The following is an 18,011-nucleotide window of genomic DNA, read 5'->3' on the forward strand; positions in this document are numbered from 1 at the left end:
GCATGCCGTTAATTGCAGGGATCGATATCGGCAACGCCACCACTGAAGTGGCGTTGGCGCAGGATGGCCGGTTTATCGGCAGCGGGATTGTCGCCACGACCGGGATGAAAGGCACGCGGGAGAATATCGCCGGGGTGGTCGCGTCCCTGCAGCAGGCGCTGGATAAAACGCCGTGGTCGCTGCAGGACGTGGCAAAAATCTGCATCAACGAGGCCGCACCGGTGATTGGCGATGTGGCGATGGAAACCATCACTGAAACCATCATTACCGAATCAACGATGATTGGCCATAACCCGCAAACGCCCGGCGGCGTTGGCGTGGGCATGGGGACTACCATCGCCGTGGAGAAGTTGGCGGCGTTGAGCGAGGATCGATTTGCCCAGGGTTGGATACCGTTGGTGGGTGAGGAGATGGATTTCCTTGAGGCGGTTTGGTTTATCAATGAAGCGCTGGATCGCGGCGTCAACGTGGTGGCGGCCATCCTGAAAAAAGATGATGGCGTGCTGGTGAATAATCGCCTGCATCGGCCAATACCGGTGGTTGATGAAGTCACTCTACTGGAGAAGGTGCCGGAAGGCGTGCTGGCGGCGGTGGAAGTGGCGGCCCCGGGACAGGTGGTGCGGGTGCTGTCGAATCCTTACGGTATCGCAACCTTCTTTGCCCTGACCCCTGAGGAAACACAAACTATTGTCCCCATCGCCAGAGCGCTGATTGGCAACCGTTCCGCTGTGGTGCTGAAAACCCCGCAGGGCGATGTGCGATCAAGAGTGATCCCGGCGGGTAAGATCTTTATCCGTGGTGAAAAGCGCGGCGGTGAAGCCGACGTAGCGCAGGGCGCTCAGGCCATTATGCAGGCGATGAGCGCCTGTGCGCCCGTGTGCGATATTCGTGGGGAAGCTGGTACGCACGCAGGCGGCATGCTGGAGCGGGTGCGTAAGGTGATGGCCTCGCTGACCGGTCATGACATGAACACGGTGCATATTCAGGATCTATTGGCGGTCGATACATTTATTCCGCGCAAGGTGCAGGGCGGCATCGCCGGAGAGTGTTCAATGGAGAACGCCGTGGGCATTGCGGCGATGGTGAAAGCCGATCGTTTACAGATGCAGGCCATCGCCAGTGAGCTGAGCGTCCGGTTAAACACTCTGGTTGAGGTGGGCGGCGTGGAGGCCAACATGGCCGTGGCGGGGGCGTTAACTACGCCCGGATGCGCCGCACCGCTGGCGATCCTCGACTTAGGCGCAGGATCTACCGATGCCGCCGTCATCAATAGCGACGGCGTAGTGAAAGCGGTACATCTGGCCGGCGCGGGGAATATGGTCAGCCTGTTGATTCAAACTGAGCTGGGCTTAAGCGATGCATTTCTGGCGGAGGAAATAAAAAAATACCCGCTGGCAAAAGTGGAGAGCCTGTTCAGCATTCGCCATGAGAACGGCTCGGTGGAGTTTTTCCGCGAACCGCTCAGTCCGTCAGTATTCGCCAAAGTGGTGTACTTGAAAGAGGGTGAGCTGATTCCGGTAGATAACCAGACTTCGCTGGAAAAAATCCGTCTGGTGCGCCGACAGGCTAAGGAGAAGGTTTTTGTGACCAACTGCCTGCGCGCGTTACGCCAGGTGTCACCCGGTGGCTCTATTCGCGATATGACTTTTGTGGTGCTGGTAGGCGGTTCTTCGCTGGATTTCGAAATCCCGCAGATGATCACCGATGCGCTGGCGCATTACGGCGTTGTCGCCGGGCAGGGTAATATTCGAGGTACCGAAGGGCCGCGTAATGCGGTGGCAACTGGGCTGGTTTTAGCCGGAGAAGCAAAAAAATAGCGCAGAAAACAGCCGCGCAAGCGTTTAGCTGCGGGGTAAGTCAAATAAAGGCGATGTTCTCTTTGATATCCCGGCGGAGTTGGGTACATAGTATAAATGTGTCTCTCACGTGGTTAATTTTAAGGATAAGAGCATGCCAACAGCAATTGAGAAAGCATTGGATTTTATTGGTGGTATGAACACTTCGGCGTCAGTACCACATTCAATGGATGAAAGTACCGCTAAGGGAATCTTAAAGTATTTGCATGACTTAGGTGTGCCAGCGAGTCCGGAAGTTGTGATGGCACGGGGTGAGCAAGAGGGATGGAATCCCGAGTTCACGAAAAAAGTGGCCGGATGGGCAGAGAAAGTCGCCTCCGGTAACCGCATCCTTATCAAGAACCCAGAGTATTTTTCAACCTATATGCAGGAGCAGCTCAAAGAGCTAGTGTGAGCTGACTATCGAATTAAACTCTAACGGACGTTTCCATCCCAGGATGGCGGCGTCCAGATGGGGTTGCCATTAACATGCTGTTTTCTGAACAGGTGTATCGCGTAAATAGCTTTAGTCCCCGCCAGCCATGTTCTTCCGCGTACTCATTCAACATATTGATGCAAGCAAGTATTGATTTTTCCAGGACAAACTCTTTTTTGCTACATGCCAATTTCTACGGAATACCCATAAAAAAAGGACCTGCGATTTCTCGCAAGTCCTTGAGATTTGGTGGCCCCTGTTGGGTTTGAACCAACGACCAAGCGATTATGAGTCGCCTGCTCTAACCACTGAGCTAAGGGGCCGTGGCGGTGGATTATAAAGTAACTCCGCGTTGCAATCCAGACTTAAGCGTACGGATGCTGTTTTTATAAACAATGTATTTTCAGTCCGTTATACTGGTTCCCTTGATGTATTGTTCGGAGTAATTATGGTTAAGGACATACTGGCACCGGAGCTGCGGGTGGTGTTTTGCGGTATCAATCCGGGGCTTTCTTCCGCAGGTACAGGATTCCCCTTTGCGCACCCCGCTAATCGCTTCTGGAAGGTTATCCATCAGGCGGGATTTACCGATCGCCAGCTTAAACCTGAAGAGGCACAGCACCTGCTGGACTTCCGCTGCGGCGTGACTAAGTTTGTCGACAGACCAACGGTACAAGCCAATGAAGTGAAGCTACAAGAGATGCGTAGCGGCGGTCGTCTGCTTATTGAGAAAATAGAAGAGTATCAGCCAGCCGCGCTCGCTATCCTTGGGAAGCAGGCATTTGAGCAGGGGCTTAGCCAGCGTGGGGCGCAGTGGGGAAAACAGACGCTGACCATTGGCGCGACGCAGATTTGGGTATTGCCGAATCCCAGCGGATTGAGCCGGATTACACTGGATAAGCTGGTGGAGGCGTATCGCGAGTTGGATGACGCGCTGGTCATGCGCGGGATGTAAAGAAAAACGCCACCTTGCGGTGGCGTTTATGCTTATGCGGCGAGATTAATCGTCCAGGAAGCTACGCAGTACTTCAGAGCGGCTCGGGTGGCGCAGTTTACGCAGCGCCTTCGCTTCGATCTGACGGATACGTTCGCGGGTAACGTCGAACTGTTTACCCACTTCTTCCAGCGTGTGGTCGGTGTTCATATCGATACCGAAACGCATACGCAGAACTTTCGCTTCACGGGCGGTCAGGCCAGCCAGAACGTCGTGCGTTGCGGCACGCAGGCTCTCGGTAGTCGCAGAGTCCAGCGGCAGCTCGAGGGTGGTATCCTCGATGAAATCACCCAGATGCGAATCTTCATCGTCGCCGATCGGCGTTTCCATGGAGATAGGCTCTTTAGCGATCTTCAGCACTTTACGGATCTTGTCTTCCGGCATCAGCATGCGCTCAGCCAGTTCTTCTGGCGTCGGCTCGCGGCCCATCTCTTGCAGCATCTGGCGGGAGATACGGTTGAGCTTGTTGATAGTCTCAATCATATGTACCGGGATACGGATGGTACGCGCCTGATCCGCGATCGAACGGGTGATCGCCTGACGGATCCACCAGGTTGCATAGGTGGAGAACTTGTAACCACGACGGTATTCAAACTTATCAACCGCTTTCATCAGACCGATGTTACCTTCCTGAATCAGATCCAGGAACTGCAGGCCACGGTTGGTGTATTTTTTAGCGATAGAGATAACCAGACGTAAGTTCGCTTCAACCATCTCTTTTTTCGCACGGCGGGCTTTCGCTTCACCGATGGACATGCGACGGTTGATATCTTTAACCTGCTCGATGGTCAGGCCGGTTTCTTCTTCAATCTGCTGCAGTTTCTGCAGGCCGCGGTGAACGTCATCTGCCACGTCGTGCAGTTTTTCAGACCACGGTTTGTTCATCGCGATTGCCGCGTTGAACCAGGTTTCGCTGGTTTCGTTGCCAGTAAACAGGGTGATGAAGTTTTTCTTCGGCATTTTGCACTGCTCGACGCAGAGCTTCATGATCAGACGTTCCTGAGTACGCACGCGGTCCATCATGACGCGCATGCTGTTTACCAGGTAGTCGAACTGCTTCGGCACCAGGCGGAACTGTTTGAACACTTCAGACAGCTTCTGAATTTCTTCCTGCGCGGCAGCATGGCTGCGGCCTTTCGCTTTGATGGTGTCGCGAGTGATTTCGTACTGAGTACGCAGTTCACCGAATTTTTCACGCGCTAACTCAGGGTCGATGCTGTTGTCATCATCGCTGCTGTCGTCGTCGCCATCTTCTTCATCTTCGTCTTCATCGTCATCCATCTCTTCCTGAGAGAGTTCAGAACCGACGTGGGTCGCCGTTGGCGCCATGTCTTCTTCCGCATTTGGATCGACAAAGCCAGTGATCAGATCGGAAAGACGTGCTTCTTCAGCTTCTACGCGATCGTACTGCTCAAGCAGGTAGGTGATAGCTTCCGGGTATTCGGCAACGGAGCATTGAACCTGGTTAATCCCGTCTTCGATACGTTTAGCGATGTCGATTTCGCCTTCGCGGGTTAACAGTTCAACGGTACCCATTTCACGCATGTACATGCGGACCGGGTCAGTCGTACGACCGATTTCGGACTCAACGCTGGACAGAACCTGGGCAGCCGCTTCTTCCGCGTCTTCATCGGTGCTGTTGGAGGTTTCAGCAAGCAGCAGATCATCGGCATCAGGTGCTTCTTCCATCACCTGAATACCCATGTCATTGATCATTTGGATGATGTCTTCGATTTGATCTGAATCGACGATATCTTCCGGCAGATGGTCATTGACCTCGGCATAGGTCAGATAGCCTTGCTCCTTACCACGTTGGACAAGAAGCTTCAGCTGTGACTGCGGGTTTTGCTCCATAAGACGGTATCCACACTTAATTCGTTTGATTGGTGTTGGGCGGTAAAACCGCCAACGGCAAAACGAGGGCATACTTATATTTTGCCGCTGCCTCTCCGTGCGGCTGTCGGGGGCTTCCCGATCGATATTCGGCAGTTAAGCCGTTAAATACTTTTGTCTTTCTGTTATTTCTTGGCCAGTTCCTGGTTCAGTGTCCAGAGTTCCCGGCGTTCTTCGCTGCTTAAACCGTGTGTGCGCTCACGAGCTATCAACTCTTCCTGGCGCAGTTCAAGCATCGAATCAAACATATGGTTGAGTGAGTCGGTGAAGGTTTTTTCCGCGATATCTTTATCTGCTATATCGTCCCACATCGACAGTTTTTCAAGGGTCACAGCATCATTTGTGCCACGGTAGTGTTCTAAAAGTTGCCCGGTGGTCAGACCTGGCTGAGCCAGACAAGTGTTGACCAGTTCTCTGAATAAGCCAAGTCCAGGCAGCTTATTGCTATCCAGTGCGCCTAACGGTGGAACCAGCGGGGCGAGGCCCGGGTTCTGTACCAGCAACCCTATAAGTATACGCATGGTCGTACGTTTTAGCTGTGGAACAGGGCGGGAAGCCCCATTTTCTGCCAGTTTAGGCATTAAACGTTCAAGCTGGCTGTCATCCAGAATGCCGAGCTTGTTCCCCAACTCCTGTCGCAGGTAAATGCGCAACGTTTCGCCTGGTACCTGAGTAATCAGCGGTAATGCCAGCGTACTGAGCTGTGCGCGTCCGTCCGGGGTACTCAAATCCACCTGCGGCAGCAGGCTGTTAAATAAAAACGCGGAGAGCGGCAGCGCCTGCTCCATCCGGGCTTCAAAGGCCTCTTTCCCTTCTTTACGCACCAGCGTATCGGGGTCTTCGCCGTCAGGTAAAAACATGAAGCGTAGCTGGCGTCCGTCTGTCATATAGGGCAGTGCGGTTTCCAGCGCGCGCCATGCTGCGTCACGTCCTGCTCGGTCGCCGTCGTAACAGCAAATTACGTTGTTCGACGCGCGGAACAACAGTTGGATGTGATCGGCAGTAGTTGACGTCCCTAGGGATGCAACGGCGTAGTTAATGCCGTATTGCGCCAGCGCCACCACATCCATATAGCCTTCTACCACTAACAGGCGCTGTGGATCGGCGTTATCCTGCTGGGCTTCATAAAGGCCATACAGCTGGCGACCTTTATGGAAAATATCGGTTTCCGGGGAGTTCAGATATTTCGGCAGGGCATCGCCCAGCACGCGTCCACCAAAACCAATGACCCGACCACGTTTGTCGCGAATGGGGAACATCACCCGTTCGCGGAAGCGATCGTAACTGCGTCCCTGATCGTTGGTGACCAACATCCCCGCATCGACCAGCGATTTGCGATTCTCAGCATTGCCGCCAAACCGTTTCAGGACGTTGTCCCAGCCGGGGGGCGCAAAACCAATAGCAAAACGGGTGATAACGTCGCTACTTAATCCTCGCTTTTCCAGGTACTGGCGCGCAGGGGTAGCGGCGGGCTGCATCAAAGACTGTTGATAAAAAGTGTTCAGGCCGTCCATCAATTGATAAAGGCTTTGCCGTTGATGGCGCTCTATCTGACTGGGGCCACTGCCTGCTTCATAGGGCACTTCAAGGTTGTGCATTGCGGCCAGTTCTTCGACGGTTTCCACAAACTCGAGCTTGTCGTAGTTCATGAGAAAGTCGACGGCGTTGCCATGCGCGCCACACCCAAAGCAGTGATAAAACTGTTTTTCACCGTTTACGGTGAAAGAGGGGGTTTTTTCGTTATGGAACGGACAGCACGCGTGATAATTTTTGCCCTGCTTTTTCAGCTTTACCCGCGCGTCGATGAGATCGACGATGTCGGTTCTTGCCAGCAGGTCATTGATAAAAACGCGAGGAATTCGTCCAGCCATAAGCCCCTGTTTTTTGATGACTCATATACACAAAATCATTCAGGATGCATCAAGGCGGCAAGGAAGCGAATCCTCAGGAGCGTACAGCAGTACGTGACTGGGGTGAGCGACTGCAGCCAACACTGAGGCAGCTTGAATGATGACGTGTATAAACGAAAATAAGCCGCGCATTCCTTCCGGAAGCACGGCCTTACAACTACAACTCAGTCTGAATTGAGAGCTTTGGCTCTCAATGGATTAGTACAGACGAGTACGGCGTGCGTTTTCGCGAGCCAGTTTCTTCGCGTGACGTTTCACAGCAGAAGCTTTAGCGCGCTTACGTTCGGTAGTCGGTTTTTCATAGAACTCACGACGACGAACTTCCGCCAGAACACCTGCTTTTTCGCATGAACGCTTGAAGCGACGCAGTGCTACGTCGAACGGCTCGTTTTCACGTACTTTAATTACCGGCATGTAACTCTCACCTTTAATAAATTCGGTTTGCCGCTGGCATCAACGCCAGCTTATTTCAAAATGGTGCGGAATTTTACTGCAATTGCTGCTGCTTTGTAAAGCACCGACGCGATTTTGAAAGGGACTTTTATAAGGACAAGGAGTATACACGAGCGAAACTCCTGGGGCGAACAAAGTTTTACATCAACCCGCATTGGTCCTACACTGCGCGGTAATAGAGCGAGGTAAAACAAGTCATGCGTGTACTGGGTATTGAAACATCCTGCGATGAAACCGGCATCGCCATTTACGACGATGAAAAAGGTCTTTTAGCCAACCAATTGTATAGTCAGGTGAAATTACATGCTGACTACGGCGGCGTAGTGCCTGAACTGGCCTCGCGCGATCACGTACGTAAAACCGTACCGTTGATCCAGGCCGCGCTGAAAGAAGCGGGACTGACGGCAAAAGAGATCGATGCGGTGGCGTATACCGCAGGTCCTGGTCTGGTTGGTGCGCTGCTGGTTGGCGCAACCGTAGGACGTTCGCTGGCGTTCGCCTGGGGCGTACCGGCAATTCCTGTGCACCACATGGAAGGGCATCTGCTGGCGCCAATGCTGGAAGATAATCCCCCTGCGTTCCCGTTCGTCGCGCTGCTGGTTTCCGGCGGCCACACGCAGCTGATCAGCGTCACCGGTATCGGTCAGTATGAATTGCTGGGCGAATCGATTGATGATGCTGCCGGTGAAGCGTTCGACAAAACCGCCAAGCTGCTGGGATTGGATTATCCTGGTGGCCCAATGCTGTCAAAGCTGGCATCACAAGGCGTTGAAAAACGTTTTGTCTTCCCGCGTCCGATGACTGACCGTCCGGGGCTGGATTTCAGCTTCTCAGGTTTGAAAACCTTCGCTGCGAATACCATTCGTAATAACGAAAATGACGATCAGACCCGCGCTGATATCGCCCGAGCGTTTGAAGACGCGGTAGTTGATACGCTGATGATCAAGTGCAAACGCGCGCTGGATCAAACCGGTTTTAAACGTCTGGTGATGGCGGGAGGCGTGAGTGCGAACCGTACGCTGCGCGCAAAGCTGGCCGAGATGATGCAAAAACGTCGTGGCGAAGTGTTTTACGCGCGTCCGGAATTTTGTACCGATAACGGGGCGATGATCGCCTACGCGGGCATGGTGCGCTTTAAAGCGGGTGCAACGGCGGATCTTGGCGTGACCGTGCGTCCACGCTGGCCGCTGGCGGAATTACCGGCGGCATAAGCTCACAATATCGTAGGCCCGGTAAGCGTAGCGCCACCGGGCAATACGCTACATCCGCAACATTCCTTTCTCTTCCAGAAACGCGATAATTTTGTCCAGGCCTTCTCCAGATTTTAAATTACTAAACGTCCATGGACGCTCGCCGCGCATGCGCAAGGTATCGCGCTCCATCACCTCCAGCGATGCGCCGACGTAAGGGGCAAGATCGGTTTTATTGATCACCAGAAAATCGGATTTGGTGATCCCCGGACCGCCTTTACGCGGGATCTTCTCGCCTTCGGCAACATCGATCACATAGATCGTCAGATCCGCGAGTTCCGGGCTAAAGGTGGCGCTCAGGTTATCGCCGCCGCTTTCCACAAAAATCAGATCCAGATTGCCGAATTTCTCGCTCAGCGCTTCTACGGCGGCCAGATTCATCGACGCATCTTCGCGGATGGCGGTATGCGGGCAGCCACCGGTTTCCACACCAACGATTCTGTCCGGTTCCAGTGCGCCAGCCTCGGTGAGAATGCGCTGATCTTCTTTGGTGTAGATATCGTTGGTCACCACCGCCAACTGATAGCTGCTGCGCATGGCTTTGCATAACGCTTCCAGCAGCGCCGTTTTGCCCGAGCCGACCGGGCCGCCAACGCCCACACGCAGGGGATGCTTGTAGTTACTCATTTTTTCTCCTCAGGAGCGGAATAATCGGGAATATTGGGTTTCATGCCGGGCAGACGCGATAGCGGCCAACGGCGTTGCGGAGCCGAGGCTGGTGTCAGGACACGTCAGCGCCTGTGCCAAACCCTGCGCATAGCGATCGCAGAGCGCAATAATCAAACGCTGGGCCGCCTGTTGTCCAAAAGGAACCAGCTTGACGCCAGCCATGACAGCGCTCTCAATCCAGCTGTAGCCGAGGCTTAACGCCAGCTCCGTCAGTGGAATTTTCCAGCGCACGCCCAGCCATGCCATGCCGCAGAGTTGGCTGTCGACAAAGAGGGTGCGCCATTCTCGCGAGCAATCCGACTCCCAGTCGGTGACCAGCCGCGTAAACGCCGCACCCCGACTGCGTTCTTCATCCCGCAGTTCGCGGGTTTCGCGACAGGCTAGCAGGTAAGCGCTCCAGCGGCGTGCTGCGTCGAGATCGTCCAGCTCGCAGGCGCGATACAGTCTCGCCAGCAGCGGTAGGTCAACGGTAAAAAAGTTCTGCTCCATCTGCTGGATTTGCCAGGCAGAGAAGTCATCGACGCTTTTCACCCAGCCGATTTCCACCGCCCATTCCAGACCCTGGGACCAGGTAAATGACCCTACCGGGAGCGCGCTGCTGGCGAGCTGCATCAGACGTAGCTGTTGGCTGTTATGCATCAGTGCGCATGGCCGTGGTGATGCCCGTGTGATTCACTGGCATAAGCGCCTGCTTCAGGTTCAAACGGCAACTGGGCGAATGTCACCTCAAGGTTGAACTGGCGCAGCATGTCGTCCAGCACATGATCGTGATGGTAACGCAGTTCATCAGGCAGGATTTGCAGCGGAACGTGGCGATTACCGAGGTGATAACAGGCTTTGGCGAGCAGGAAAGGATCGTCGCAGCGCACCACGGAAACCGACTCCGGTGCGGCGATCACTTCGATCACTTCGCTGCCATCGTCGGTACTTAGCAGATCGCCACCACGCAGCAGCAAACCACGCGGTAGCATTAGCCCGGCTTCGCGACCGTCGTTCAGTGCTACCCTGGCGCGACTTTTTACCCGGACATCAATGGGCAGCGTGACGCTTGCAGTAACGCGGTGAGCGTGGTCAAGGCGTTGGGTCAGATAGATCATCGTCACTCCTCAAAACAGAAAATAGCGTTGCGCCATCGGCAAAACATCTGCCGGTTCGCTGGTGATAAGTTCGCCATCAATACGCACCTCGTAAGTCTGAGCATCGACGGTGATATTGGGTTGCAGGCCGTTGTGGATCATGTCGACCTTTTTCACCGTCCGACAGCCTTTGACGACGGCGATAGCGCTTTGCAGATTGAGCTGCTGCGGGATGTTTTGCGCGTCAGCGGCCTGCGAAATAAAGGTCAGCCGGGTGTGGTGCCGCGCCGCGCCAAGCGCGCCGAACATCATGCGGTAATGCACCGGCTGCGGGGTGGGGATCGAGGCGTTGATATCGCCCATTGGCGCGCAGGCGATCATCCCGCCCTTGACGATCGTCGCCGGTTTTACGCCAAAAAAGGCGGGCGACCACAGCACCAGATCGGCCAGTTTGCCAGGCTCAACGGAGCCGACTTCATGGGCAATACCGTGGGTTAATGCCGGGTTGATGGTGTATTTGGCGACGTAGCGTTTAACGCGCAGGTTGTCGTTGTCACCGGTTTCTTCTGCCAACGGGCCACGCTGAACCTTCATGCGGTGCGCCACCTGCCAGGTACGCAGGATCACTTCGCCAACGCGCCCCATCGCCTGTGAATCGGACGAGGTCAGGGAAAACGCGCCAATGTCATGCAGCACATCTTCGGCAGCGATTGTTTCCCGGCGAATGCGGGATTCGGCAAAGGCCACGTCTTCGGCGATATCCGGATCGAGGTGGTGGCAAACCATCAGCATGTCGAGATGCTCGTCGATGGTGTTGACGGTATAGGGCAGCGTCGGGTTAGTGGAGGAGGGCAGAATATTCGGATGCGCGCAGGCGGTGATGATATCCGGTGCATGGCCGCCGCCCGCGCCTTCAGTGTGAAAAGTATGAATGGTGCGATCGCCAATCGCCGCCAGCGTATCTTCAACGAAACCGGACTCATTGAGCGTATCGCTATGCAGCGCGACCTGGATGTCCATCTCGTCGGCCACAGTCAGCGCGCAGTCGATAGCGGCAGGCGTGGCGCCCCAGTCTTCATGGATTTTCAGGCCAATTGCGCCCGCGCTGATTTGCTCGCGCAAGGCGTCTGGGTTTGAGCCATTGCCTTTGCCCAGCAAACCGATGTTAACCGGTAACGTGTCTGCCGCCTGCAGCATGCGCGCGATGTACCAGGGGCCCGGCGTGCAGGTGGTGGCGTGAGTGCCTGCCGCCGGACCGGTGCCGCCGCCGATCATCGTCGTCACCCCGGAAACCAGCGCCTCCTGCGCCTGCTGTGGGCAGATCCAGTGAATATGCGTATCCACGCCGCCCGCAGTGACGATCTTACCTTCCCCAGCGATGACTTCAGTTCCTACGCCTATCGGGATCGTGACGTTGGGTTGAATATCGGGATTACCTGCTTTGCCGATGGCGAAGATCCTGCCGTTTTTGATGCCGATATCCGCTTTCACGATCCCCCAGTGATCGACGATCAGCGCGTTGGTTATCACCAGATCCACGTATGCATCGGCGCGCATTTGTCCCTGGCCCATGCCGTCGCGGATCACTTTTCCGCCGCCGAATTTGACCTCTTCGCCGTAGGTGGTGAAGTCTTGTTCCACCTCGATCCACAGGTCGGTATCCGCCAGGCGCACTTTATCGCCGGTGGTTGGGCCAAACATGTCGGCGTATGCCTGCCGGGAAATGTCACTCATTATCTGCCTCCAGTGCGCCCATCACTTCGCTGCGAAAACCCACGATCCTTTGTGCACCAGCAACGCGCACCAGTTCGACTTCGCGTTTTTGTCCCGGCTCAAAACGTACTGCCGTGCCCGCAGCAATGTTCAGACGAAAACCGCGTGCAGCCAGCCTGTCAAAGCGCAGCGCTGGGTTCACTTCGTAAAAGTGATAGTGCGATCCCACCTGGATGGGTCTGTCGCCATGATTTTCCACCACGATCGTGCAGATCTCCCGCCCTTGATTAAGCGCAATATTGCCTTTTGCGATCTGATATTCACCTGGGATCATTGCTGCTCCTTAGACGATCGGATTGTGGACGGTGACCAGCTTCGATCCGTCCGGAAATGTGGCTTCAACCTGAATATCCGGGATCATCTCCGGTACGCCTTCCATCACCTGATCGCGGCGCAGGACGTGACGTCCGTCTTCCATCAGCGCGGCCACGGTTTGCCCGTCCCGCGCCCCTTCCATGATGAAAGCGCTAATCAGCGCCACCGATTCCGGGTAGTTCAGCCTCAGCCCGCGGGCCAGGCGACGTTCCGCCACCAGCGCGGCGGTAAATAGCAACAGCTTGTCTTTTTCTCTGGGAGTCAGTTCCATAAGGGTTCTCTTAGGTTTGCCAGATTCGCGGGAGTACGGGCGCTTTGTGTGTCAGCAGCGGGCGCAGAAATTGCCAGATGTCGCGCATAACGCGCTGGACAACCAGGTTGTCGCTAGCAAGAAAACGGATTGTCAGCAGCGAATCGTTAAGCGTTGCCCCGCCGTAATCGCCAAGCGCCGTAAGCCGCTCCCGCGTGCCCTCGAGCATATGTTCGCTGGCCGGATAACACAGCAACGTGCCGACCCAGGGATGATGTGCGACGCCGCTCAGATTCCCCTCCTGCAACTGCAAGCGTTCTATCAGCAGTGGCTGCCCATCTCGCCATACCTCCAGGCGGTTTTGCAGCGTGCCGTAACTGAAGGTCTCCTGCATAACCGGTCGGCCAAGACACAGCAGATCCCAGGCCAGCAGGCGGCTTGCGGATGTCAGATGAAAGACGGTCTGAATAGCGGCGTTGGCGCCGGGAAAGATAATCGTATCCTGCGGCAGCCACTCCAGCGTCGCGTGAGGAGTGAGGGTAAAATGCTGGCGCAGTAATGCCTGCGGTCCACGGCTGCGGTAAAACTTTCCCGCGCCAGGCTGAGTGATTAACGCGTGGCTGTTTTCGTCGAGCGTTACGGCGATATGGAGCTCATCCCCGCCGACGATCCCCGCCGGTGGATGAAGTAAATAGAGATGGCAGACGTCCTCTTCCGGGTAAAACGGGCGTTGAACCGTCAATGGACCATGATGACGCGCCGAGGCGAGCACCGTTTTGTTCCCGGTGCAGGTAAAATGCAGATCCAGTTCGGCCTGCCAGCCCCGTGTGAGTGTCTCGTGCGCAACCGTGTCCAGAGCGTTTCCCCTATCAGCATGAGGGTGTTTGCATACAAAAAAGTATGCCTCAGCGCATCGGGAAATCGATCATATGAGAAGCTTATGGATAAAGGGGCGACAATACGTCGCCCCACCAGGGTTTTACAGTAAAACGAGGGGCATCCAGACCAGACCGGTAATCACCAGCAGCACGAGGAAAATCAGGCCAAAAATAGCACCGAGTCGCCAGTAATCCACCGTTGGCAAATAGCCGCTGCCGTAGTAGATAGGGCTAGGGCCGGTGGCGTACGGGGTCAGAATGCTGCCCAGACCAATGGCGGCGCCGACCATCAGGCAGAAGACCGGTAGCGGGATTTCCGGCATTGCCAGCGCGGCGGCAATCATCATCGGTGCGAGGGCTGAGGTATAGGCTGTGGCGCTGGCAAAGAAGTAACGCAGCAGATAGAACACCACGATCAGCGCTACCATCACCATCATCGGGGAATAACCGCTCAGCCCGTTTGCCAGCAGCTTGCCGAACCAGGTAATAAAACCGGTGTTATTGAGCCCGGTGGCCAGCGTGATCAGCGAGGCCAGCCAGAAAAAGACGTTCCATGCGGCTTTATTGCTGACGATGTCATCCCAGCTAATGATGCGCAGTACCAGCATCAACGCCACCACGCTGTATCCGACCATCGCGGCGTCAATATAATCGCCGCCGAAGATCCACAGCACCAGCGCGCCGACCATCAGCACCAGCATCTTTTTCTCGCGAGCGCAGAGCGGTCCCATCGCTTTTAGTTCAGTATCCGCCCAGCGTGGAACCTGATCGCCGGATTTCAGCTCCGGTGGATATAACACGTACGCCAGCCACGGCACGATCAGCACCAGTAAAATGCTCAGCGGCAGCATGCCTAAGAACCAGTCACCCCAGCTCAGCGCGGTGTGGGATGCGCCTTTCATCAGACCGATCAACAGCAGGTTCGGCGCCATCGCCGTTAAGAAAATAGCGCTGGTGACGCAGTCGGCGACAATGCCCATCCACATGATGTATGAGCCAATGGAGCGTGAACTGGCGCTATTGGGCTGTGAGTTATACAGCGGCGGCAGGTTGCGGATAATCGGGTAGATTATTCCGGCCCCACGGGCGGAGTTGGAAGGTGTGACGGGAGCGAGGATAAGTTCGGAGAACATCACCGCATAGCCGAGAAACAGCGTCCTATGCCCCATCTTTTTCACCAGCATCAGCGCGATTCGCCGACCGAGTCCGGTTTTCTCATAGCCCGTGCCAAACATAAAGGCCGCGAAGATCAGCCAGATGACCGAGTTTGAAAAGCCAGATACCGCCCACGACAGCGATTTGGCGGTAAATTTAAAACCGTCCTGCGCGAGTTGCTCCGGGCTGAACAGCAGCCACGGAGAAAGGACGGCGATGATCGAAATGCCAATCATCGCCACTACCGCGCCCGGTACAGGTTCCAGAATAAGCCCGACAATCACACCGGTAAAGACGGCAAAATAGAGCCAGGTGTGGCTCTCAAGACCGGTGGGGACGGGTAGAACAGCAATAATGGCGATGACCACCAGCGGAGCCAGGTATCGCCACCAACCAGCTAAAGGTGCCATTGTTGTATCCCTACGAAAGGGGAGAGGCGTGGCGCCTCTCCGGGAGGGTTATTTGATGTAATGCACGTGCTCGCAGATTTCATCGACGATAGGGTCGCGACGTTCAGCGAACAGCTTTTTGTTTTCAGCGATCAGGTTATTGCCGTGGGTATCGATGGAAACGATCAGCGGGCCGAACTCTTTTACCCGACACACCCACAGGGACTCCGGCATGCCGAGTTCCGTCCAGTGCACCTCTTCGATCTCCTCAACCTGGGTTGCCGCCACGACCGCGCAGCCTGCCGGGAAGATGACGTGCAGCGCTTTAAACTGCTTGCAGCCTTCTTCCGTCAGCGGTCCCATGCCGCCCTTGCCGACCACCAGTTTGACGCCAGTCTGTTCGATAAAGTCTTTCTCAAACGCTTCCATACGCATGCTGGTGGTTGGGCCGACAGAAACCATTTCCCATTTTTCACCGTTCTTACGTACGATCGGGCCCGCGTGGAAAATGGCTTTGCCGTTCAGGTCATAAGGAATCGGGCGCTTCAGTTCGATCAGGCGGCGGTGGCAAACGTCACGGCAGGTCACCAGCGTACCGGTCAGGTAAATGACATCGCCAACGCGAATGTCTGCCAGATCTTCGGCTTTGATCGGGGTTGTGAGGATCTTTTTCATAACGCGCTCCGGGTGTGAGACAGGTTTTCGAAGGAGAGGTCAGCATGAACCAATAGCGTGCCGCGACGGTGGGCCCAGCAGCCGGTAGAGACGGCAACGCCGATAGTCGACGGGTGGCGCGCGGCGGATTCGATATGCACGCCCATCACCGAGCTATTACCGGTCAATCCTTGCGGACCAATGCCCAGACGGTTAAGTCCTTCTTCCAGACGCAGTTCCAGTTCGGCCGCTTTCGGATTCGGATGACGTGAGCCGATAGGGCGCAGCACCGCTTTACGAGAAAGAACGGCGGCGGTTTCTACGGAGGTGGCAATACCTACGCCCACCAGCACTGGCGGACAGGCGTTGACTGCCAGCGTGGAGATATTTTCAAAAACAAATTTCACCACACCTTCGTAGCCCTCAGAAGGCATTAACACTTTCGAGCGTCCCGGTAGCGTACAGCCGCCGCCTGCCATGTAGACTTCGATTTCCGCGTCATCGTTATCGGGGATGATGTCCCAGGTGACCCACGGCACACCGGTACCTGTATTTTTGCCGGTATTCACTTCGTCAAAAATCTCGACCGCGTTATGGCGCAGCGGCGCTTTTACCGTGGCGTCTTCAACGGCCTGCTTCAGAATGCTTTGCAGTTCGCCGAGGAGCGGAAAACGGGAACCGACCTTCACGAAGAACATAATCTCGCCGGTGTCCTGACAGGCTGGGCGGTTCAGGTCGATAGCCTTCTGCATGTTGTCAAACATGGTGTGGTAGATGATTTTACCCATCGGCGAGGTTTCGCCTTCACGCAGCTGTTTTAATTTATCCACGACGTCATCGGGCATGCGGGTAGAAATCATGGCGGTAAAATCAGCGACAATGTTAGTCAGCGTATTTATCGCATTTTGGTTATTTTGATTGCTCATCTTGTTAACTCCAGTTCTTTTATTTATCTGGAAATAAATTCTCCGCCACAAACTACCACTAAAAATGTGGATTAATATTATTTGCCACTGTGAATATCTAATTAACAGTTCGTGAATGATGTCCGGATAAGGCAATAAAAATTGCGCAAAGGCAGGGTTTAAGACGCATGAGAGAATTACACTGCGGTGAACAACATTACGGATAGACCGATCATGCTGAACACGTATCCCCTGGCGAAAGACCTGCAGGTGTTGGTTGAAATTGTGCATAGTGGCAGCTTCAGCGCCGCCGCCGCGACGCTGGGGCAAACGCCGGCGTTTGTGACAAAACGCATTCAGATCCTAGAGTCCACGCTGGGGACGACGCTGCTAAGCCGCTCTGCGCGTGGTGTAGCGCTCACGGAGAGTGGTCAACGTTGCTATGAACATGCGCAGGCGATCCTCGCGGGCTATCAGCATCTGGTCGATGACGTCACGCAACTCAAAACGCGCCCGGCAGGGATGATTCGTATCGGCTGTAGTTTTGGCTTTGGGCGCAGTTATATTGCGCCGGCAATTACCGAATTGATGCATAGCTACCCTGAATTACAGGTGCATTTTGAGCTTTACGATCGGCAAATTGATTTGGCACAGGATAATATCGATTTGGATATTCGTATTAATGACGAGATACCGGATTATTATATTGCGCATTTGTTAACGAAAAACAAAAGAATATTGTGTGCGGCCCCACCGTATTTACAAAAATACGGTGAGCCGATGACGTTACAGGAATTAAGTCGTCATGATTGTCTGGTCACCAAAGAACGCGATATGACTCACGGGGTGTGGGAACTGGACAATGGTCAGGAGAAAAAGTCGGTCAAGGTGGCGGGACATCTTTCCTCTAACAGCGGTGAGATTGTGTTGCAGTGGGCGCTACAGGGAAAAGGGATTATGTTGCGTTCCGAATGGGATGTGCAGCCGTTTCTGGCCAGCGGTGAACTGATGCGTGTGCTGCCGGACTATGCGCAGAGCGCTAATATCTGGGCGGTTTATCAGGAGCCGCTGTATCGCAGCGTGAAGCTGCGCGTGTGCGTGGAGTTTCTGGCGACGTGGTGTCAGAACCGATTAGGCAAGCCAGTGGAGGGGTATCACATCCCCCACGCCGGATAA

Annotated in this window: 18 protein-coding genes and 1 tRNA gene; 5 read left to right on the plus strand and 14 right to left on the minus strand. The window is 55.0% G+C overall.

Features of this window, described 5'->3' with window-relative positions:
* Nucleotides 1-2 precede the first annotated feature (2 nt).
* The gene (locus OGY10_RS15865; protein WP_286577000.1) at nt 3-1,817 is read left to right on the plus strand and encodes a diol dehydratase reactivase subunit alpha; all 1,815 of its coding nucleotides are present in this window, start codon (nt 3-5) and stop codon (nt 1,815-1,817) included.
* Nucleotides 1,818-1,926: 109 nt separating this feature from the next.
* Nucleotides 1,927-2,250 (plus strand): DUF1889 family protein, encoded by a 324-nt coding sequence (locus OGY10_RS15870; RefSeq protein ID WP_001573898.1) that lies wholly within the window; start codon nt 1,927-1,929, stop codon nt 2,248-2,250.
* 268 nt (nt 2,251-2,518) lie between these two features.
* On the opposite strand, the gene OGY10_RS15875 is transcribed toward OGY10_RS15870, so the two are convergent.
* Nucleotides 2,519-2,594 (minus strand) — tRNA-Ile (locus OGY10_RS15875).
* Between the two features lie 125 nt (nt 2,595-2,719).
* On the opposite strand from OGY10_RS15875, the gene mug reads away from it, so the two are divergent.
* Nucleotides 2,720-3,226: a G/U mismatch-specific DNA glycosylase gene (gene mug, locus OGY10_RS15880; RefSeq protein ID WP_008785849.1), complete on the plus strand. Its 507-nt coding sequence runs from the start codon at nt 2,720-2,722 to the stop codon at nt 3,224-3,226.
* Nucleotides 3,227-3,271: 45 nt separating this feature from the next.
* On the opposite strand, the gene rpoD is transcribed toward mug, so the two are convergent.
* The 3 genes from rpoD to rpsU form a co-directional block, all read right to left on the minus strand.
* The gene (rpoD, locus tag OGY10_RS15885) at nt 3,272-5,119 is read right to left on the minus strand and encodes an RNA polymerase sigma factor RpoD (protein ID WP_003024699.1); all 1,848 of its coding nucleotides are present in this window, start codon (nt 5,117-5,119) and stop codon (nt 3,272-3,274) included.
* Between the two features lie 164 nt (nt 5,120-5,283).
* Nucleotides 5,284-7,029, minus strand: coding sequence for a DNA primase (dnaG, locus tag OGY10_RS15890; RefSeq protein WP_286577002.1), 1,746 nt, complete (start codon nt 7,027-7,029; stop codon nt 5,284-5,286).
* A gap of 237 nt (nt 7,030-7,266) precedes the next feature.
* Complete coding sequence (gene rpsU, locus OGY10_RS15895; protein WP_001144069.1) at nt 7,267-7,482, minus strand: 30S ribosomal protein S21; 216 nt, start codon at nt 7,480-7,482, stop codon at nt 7,267-7,269.
* Between the two features lie 236 nt (nt 7,483-7,718).
* Here rpsU and tsaD point away from each other — a divergent pair, with 236 nt between their 5' ends.
* Nucleotides 7,719-8,732 (plus strand): tRNA (adenosine(37)-N6)-threonylcarbamoyltransferase complex transferase subunit TsaD, encoded by a 1,014-nt coding sequence (gene tsaD / locus OGY10_RS15900; protein WP_003024694.1) that lies wholly within the window; start codon nt 7,719-7,721, stop codon nt 8,730-8,732.
* A gap of 48 nt (nt 8,733-8,780) precedes the next feature.
* Here tsaD and ureG read toward each other — a convergent pair whose 3' ends face one another.
* From ureG to ttdA, 10 genes are all read right to left on the minus strand, one after another.
* Complete coding sequence (ureG, locus tag OGY10_RS15905; RefSeq protein ID WP_128611677.1) at nt 8,781-9,398, minus strand: urease accessory protein UreG; 618 nt, start codon at nt 9,396-9,398, stop codon at nt 8,781-8,783.
* 9 nt (nt 9,399-9,407) lie between these two features.
* Nucleotides 9,408-10,079 carry an urease accessory protein UreF gene (locus tag OGY10_RS15910; RefSeq protein WP_003828461.1) on the minus strand — a complete coding sequence of 224 codons (672 nt, stop codon included), beginning with the start codon at nt 10,077-10,079 and terminating at the stop codon, nt 9,408-9,410.
* Nucleotides 10,079-10,537: an urease accessory protein UreE gene (ureE, locus tag OGY10_RS15915; RefSeq protein WP_048236793.1), complete on the minus strand. Its 459-nt coding sequence runs from the start codon at nt 10,535-10,537 to the stop codon at nt 10,079-10,081. The genes OGY10_RS15910 and ureE overlap by 1 nt, the downstream gene beginning before the upstream one ends.
* Before the next feature lie 9 nt (nt 10,538-10,546).
* Entirely contained in the window at nt 10,547-12,250 is a 1,704-nt protein-coding gene (gene ureC / locus OGY10_RS15920) for an urease subunit alpha (RefSeq protein ID WP_286577004.1), read from the minus strand.
* A complete protein-coding gene (locus OGY10_RS15925) occupies nt 12,243-12,563 on the minus strand; it encodes an urease subunit beta (protein WP_003828455.1) in 321 nt (106 codons plus the stop codon). Before OGY10_RS15925 ends, ureC begins: the two co-directional genes overlap by 8 nt.
* A 9-nt stretch (nt 12,564-12,572) precedes the next feature.
* Entirely contained in the window at nt 12,573-12,875 is a 303-nt protein-coding gene (locus tag OGY10_RS15930) for an urease subunit gamma (protein ID WP_286577006.1), read from the minus strand.
* A 10-nt stretch (nt 12,876-12,885) separates the two neighbouring features.
* On the minus strand, nt 12,886-13,710 hold the full coding sequence (locus tag OGY10_RS15935) for an urease accessory protein UreD (protein ID WP_286577096.1): 825 nt from the start codon (nt 13,708-13,710) through the stop codon (nt 12,886-12,888).
* Nucleotides 13,711-13,833: 123 nt separating this feature from the next.
* Nucleotides 13,834-15,297, minus strand: coding sequence for an anion permease (locus OGY10_RS15940; protein WP_008785842.1), 1,464 nt, complete (start codon nt 15,295-15,297; stop codon nt 13,834-13,836).
* Nucleotides 15,298-15,345: 48 nt separating this feature from the next.
* Nucleotides 15,346-15,951 (minus strand): L(+)-tartrate dehydratase subunit beta, encoded by a 606-nt coding sequence (gene ttdB / locus OGY10_RS15945; protein ID WP_003828447.1) that lies wholly within the window; start codon nt 15,949-15,951, stop codon nt 15,346-15,348.
* A complete protein-coding gene (ttdA, locus tag OGY10_RS15950) occupies nt 15,948-16,856 on the minus strand; it encodes a L(+)-tartrate dehydratase subunit alpha (protein WP_003828445.1) in 909 nt (302 codons plus the stop codon). The genes ttdB and ttdA overlap by 4 nt, the downstream gene beginning before the upstream one ends.
* Before the next feature lie 213 nt (nt 16,857-17,069).
* Between ttdA and ttdR the strand changes: the two genes are divergently transcribed.
* Nucleotides 17,070-18,011, plus strand: coding sequence for an L-tartrate utilization transcriptional activator TtdR (gene ttdR, locus OGY10_RS15955; RefSeq protein ID WP_286577008.1), 942 nt, complete (start codon nt 17,070-17,072; stop codon nt 18,009-18,011).

The organism is Citrobacter sp. Cpo148, from assembly GCF_030332375.1.
Classification (GTDB): Bacteria; Pseudomonadota; Gammaproteobacteria; order Enterobacterales; family Enterobacteriaceae; genus Citrobacter; species Citrobacter portucalensis.

Coding starts and splice junctions, on each gene's coding strand:
- OGY10_RS15865 (WP_286577000.1), top strand. CDS start 3: ATGCCGTTAATTGCAGGGATCGATATCGGCAACGCCACCACTGAAGTG.
- mug (WP_008785849.1), top strand. CDS start 2,720: ATGGTTAAGGACATACTGGCACCGGAGCTGCGGGTGGTGTTTTGCGGT.
- rpoD (WP_003024699.1), bottom strand. CDS start 5,119: ATGGAGCAAAACCCGCAGTCACAGCTGAAGCTTCTTGTCCAACGTGGT.
- dnaG (WP_286577002.1), bottom strand. CDS start 7,029: ATGGCTGGACGAATTCCTCGCGTTTTTATCAATGACCTGCTGGCAAGA.
- rpsU (WP_001144069.1), bottom strand. CDS start 7,482: ATGCCGGTAATTAAAGTACGTGAAAACGAGCCGTTCGACGTAGCACTG.
- tsaD (WP_003024694.1), top strand. CDS start 7,719: ATGCGTGTACTGGGTATTGAAACATCCTGCGATGAAACCGGCATCGCC.
- ureG (WP_128611677.1), bottom strand. CDS start 9,398: ATGAGTAACTACAAGCATCCCCTGCGTGTGGGCGTTGGCGGCCCGGTC.
- OGY10_RS15910 (WP_003828461.1), bottom strand. CDS start 10,079: ATGCATAACAGCCAACAGCTACGTCTGATGCAGCTCGCCAGCAGCGCG.
- ureE (WP_048236793.1), bottom strand. CDS start 10,537: ATGATCTATCTGACCCAACGCCTTGACCACGCTCACCGCGTTACTGCA.
- ureC (WP_286577004.1), bottom strand. CDS start 12,250: ATGAGTGACATTTCCCGGCAGGCATACGCCGACATGTTTGGCCCAACC.
- OGY10_RS15925 (WP_003828455.1), bottom strand. CDS start 12,563: ATGATCCCAGGTGAATATCAGATCGCAAAAGGCAATATTGCGCTTAAT.
- OGY10_RS15930 (WP_286577006.1), bottom strand. CDS start 12,875: ATGGAACTGACTCCCAGAGAAAAAGACAAGCTGTTGCTATTTACCGCC.
- OGY10_RS15940 (WP_008785842.1), bottom strand. CDS start 15,297: ATGGCACCTTTAGCTGGTTGGTGGCGATACCTGGCTCCGCTGGTGGTC.
- ttdB (WP_003828447.1), bottom strand. CDS start 15,951: ATGAAAAAGATCCTCACAACCCCGATCAAAGCCGAAGATCTGGCAGAC.
- ttdA (WP_003828445.1), bottom strand. CDS start 16,856: ATGAGCAATCAAAATAACCAAAATGCGATAAATACGCTGACTAACATT.
- ttdR (WP_286577008.1), top strand. CDS start 17,070: ATGCTGAACACGTATCCCCTGGCGAAAGACCTGCAGGTGTTGGTTGAA.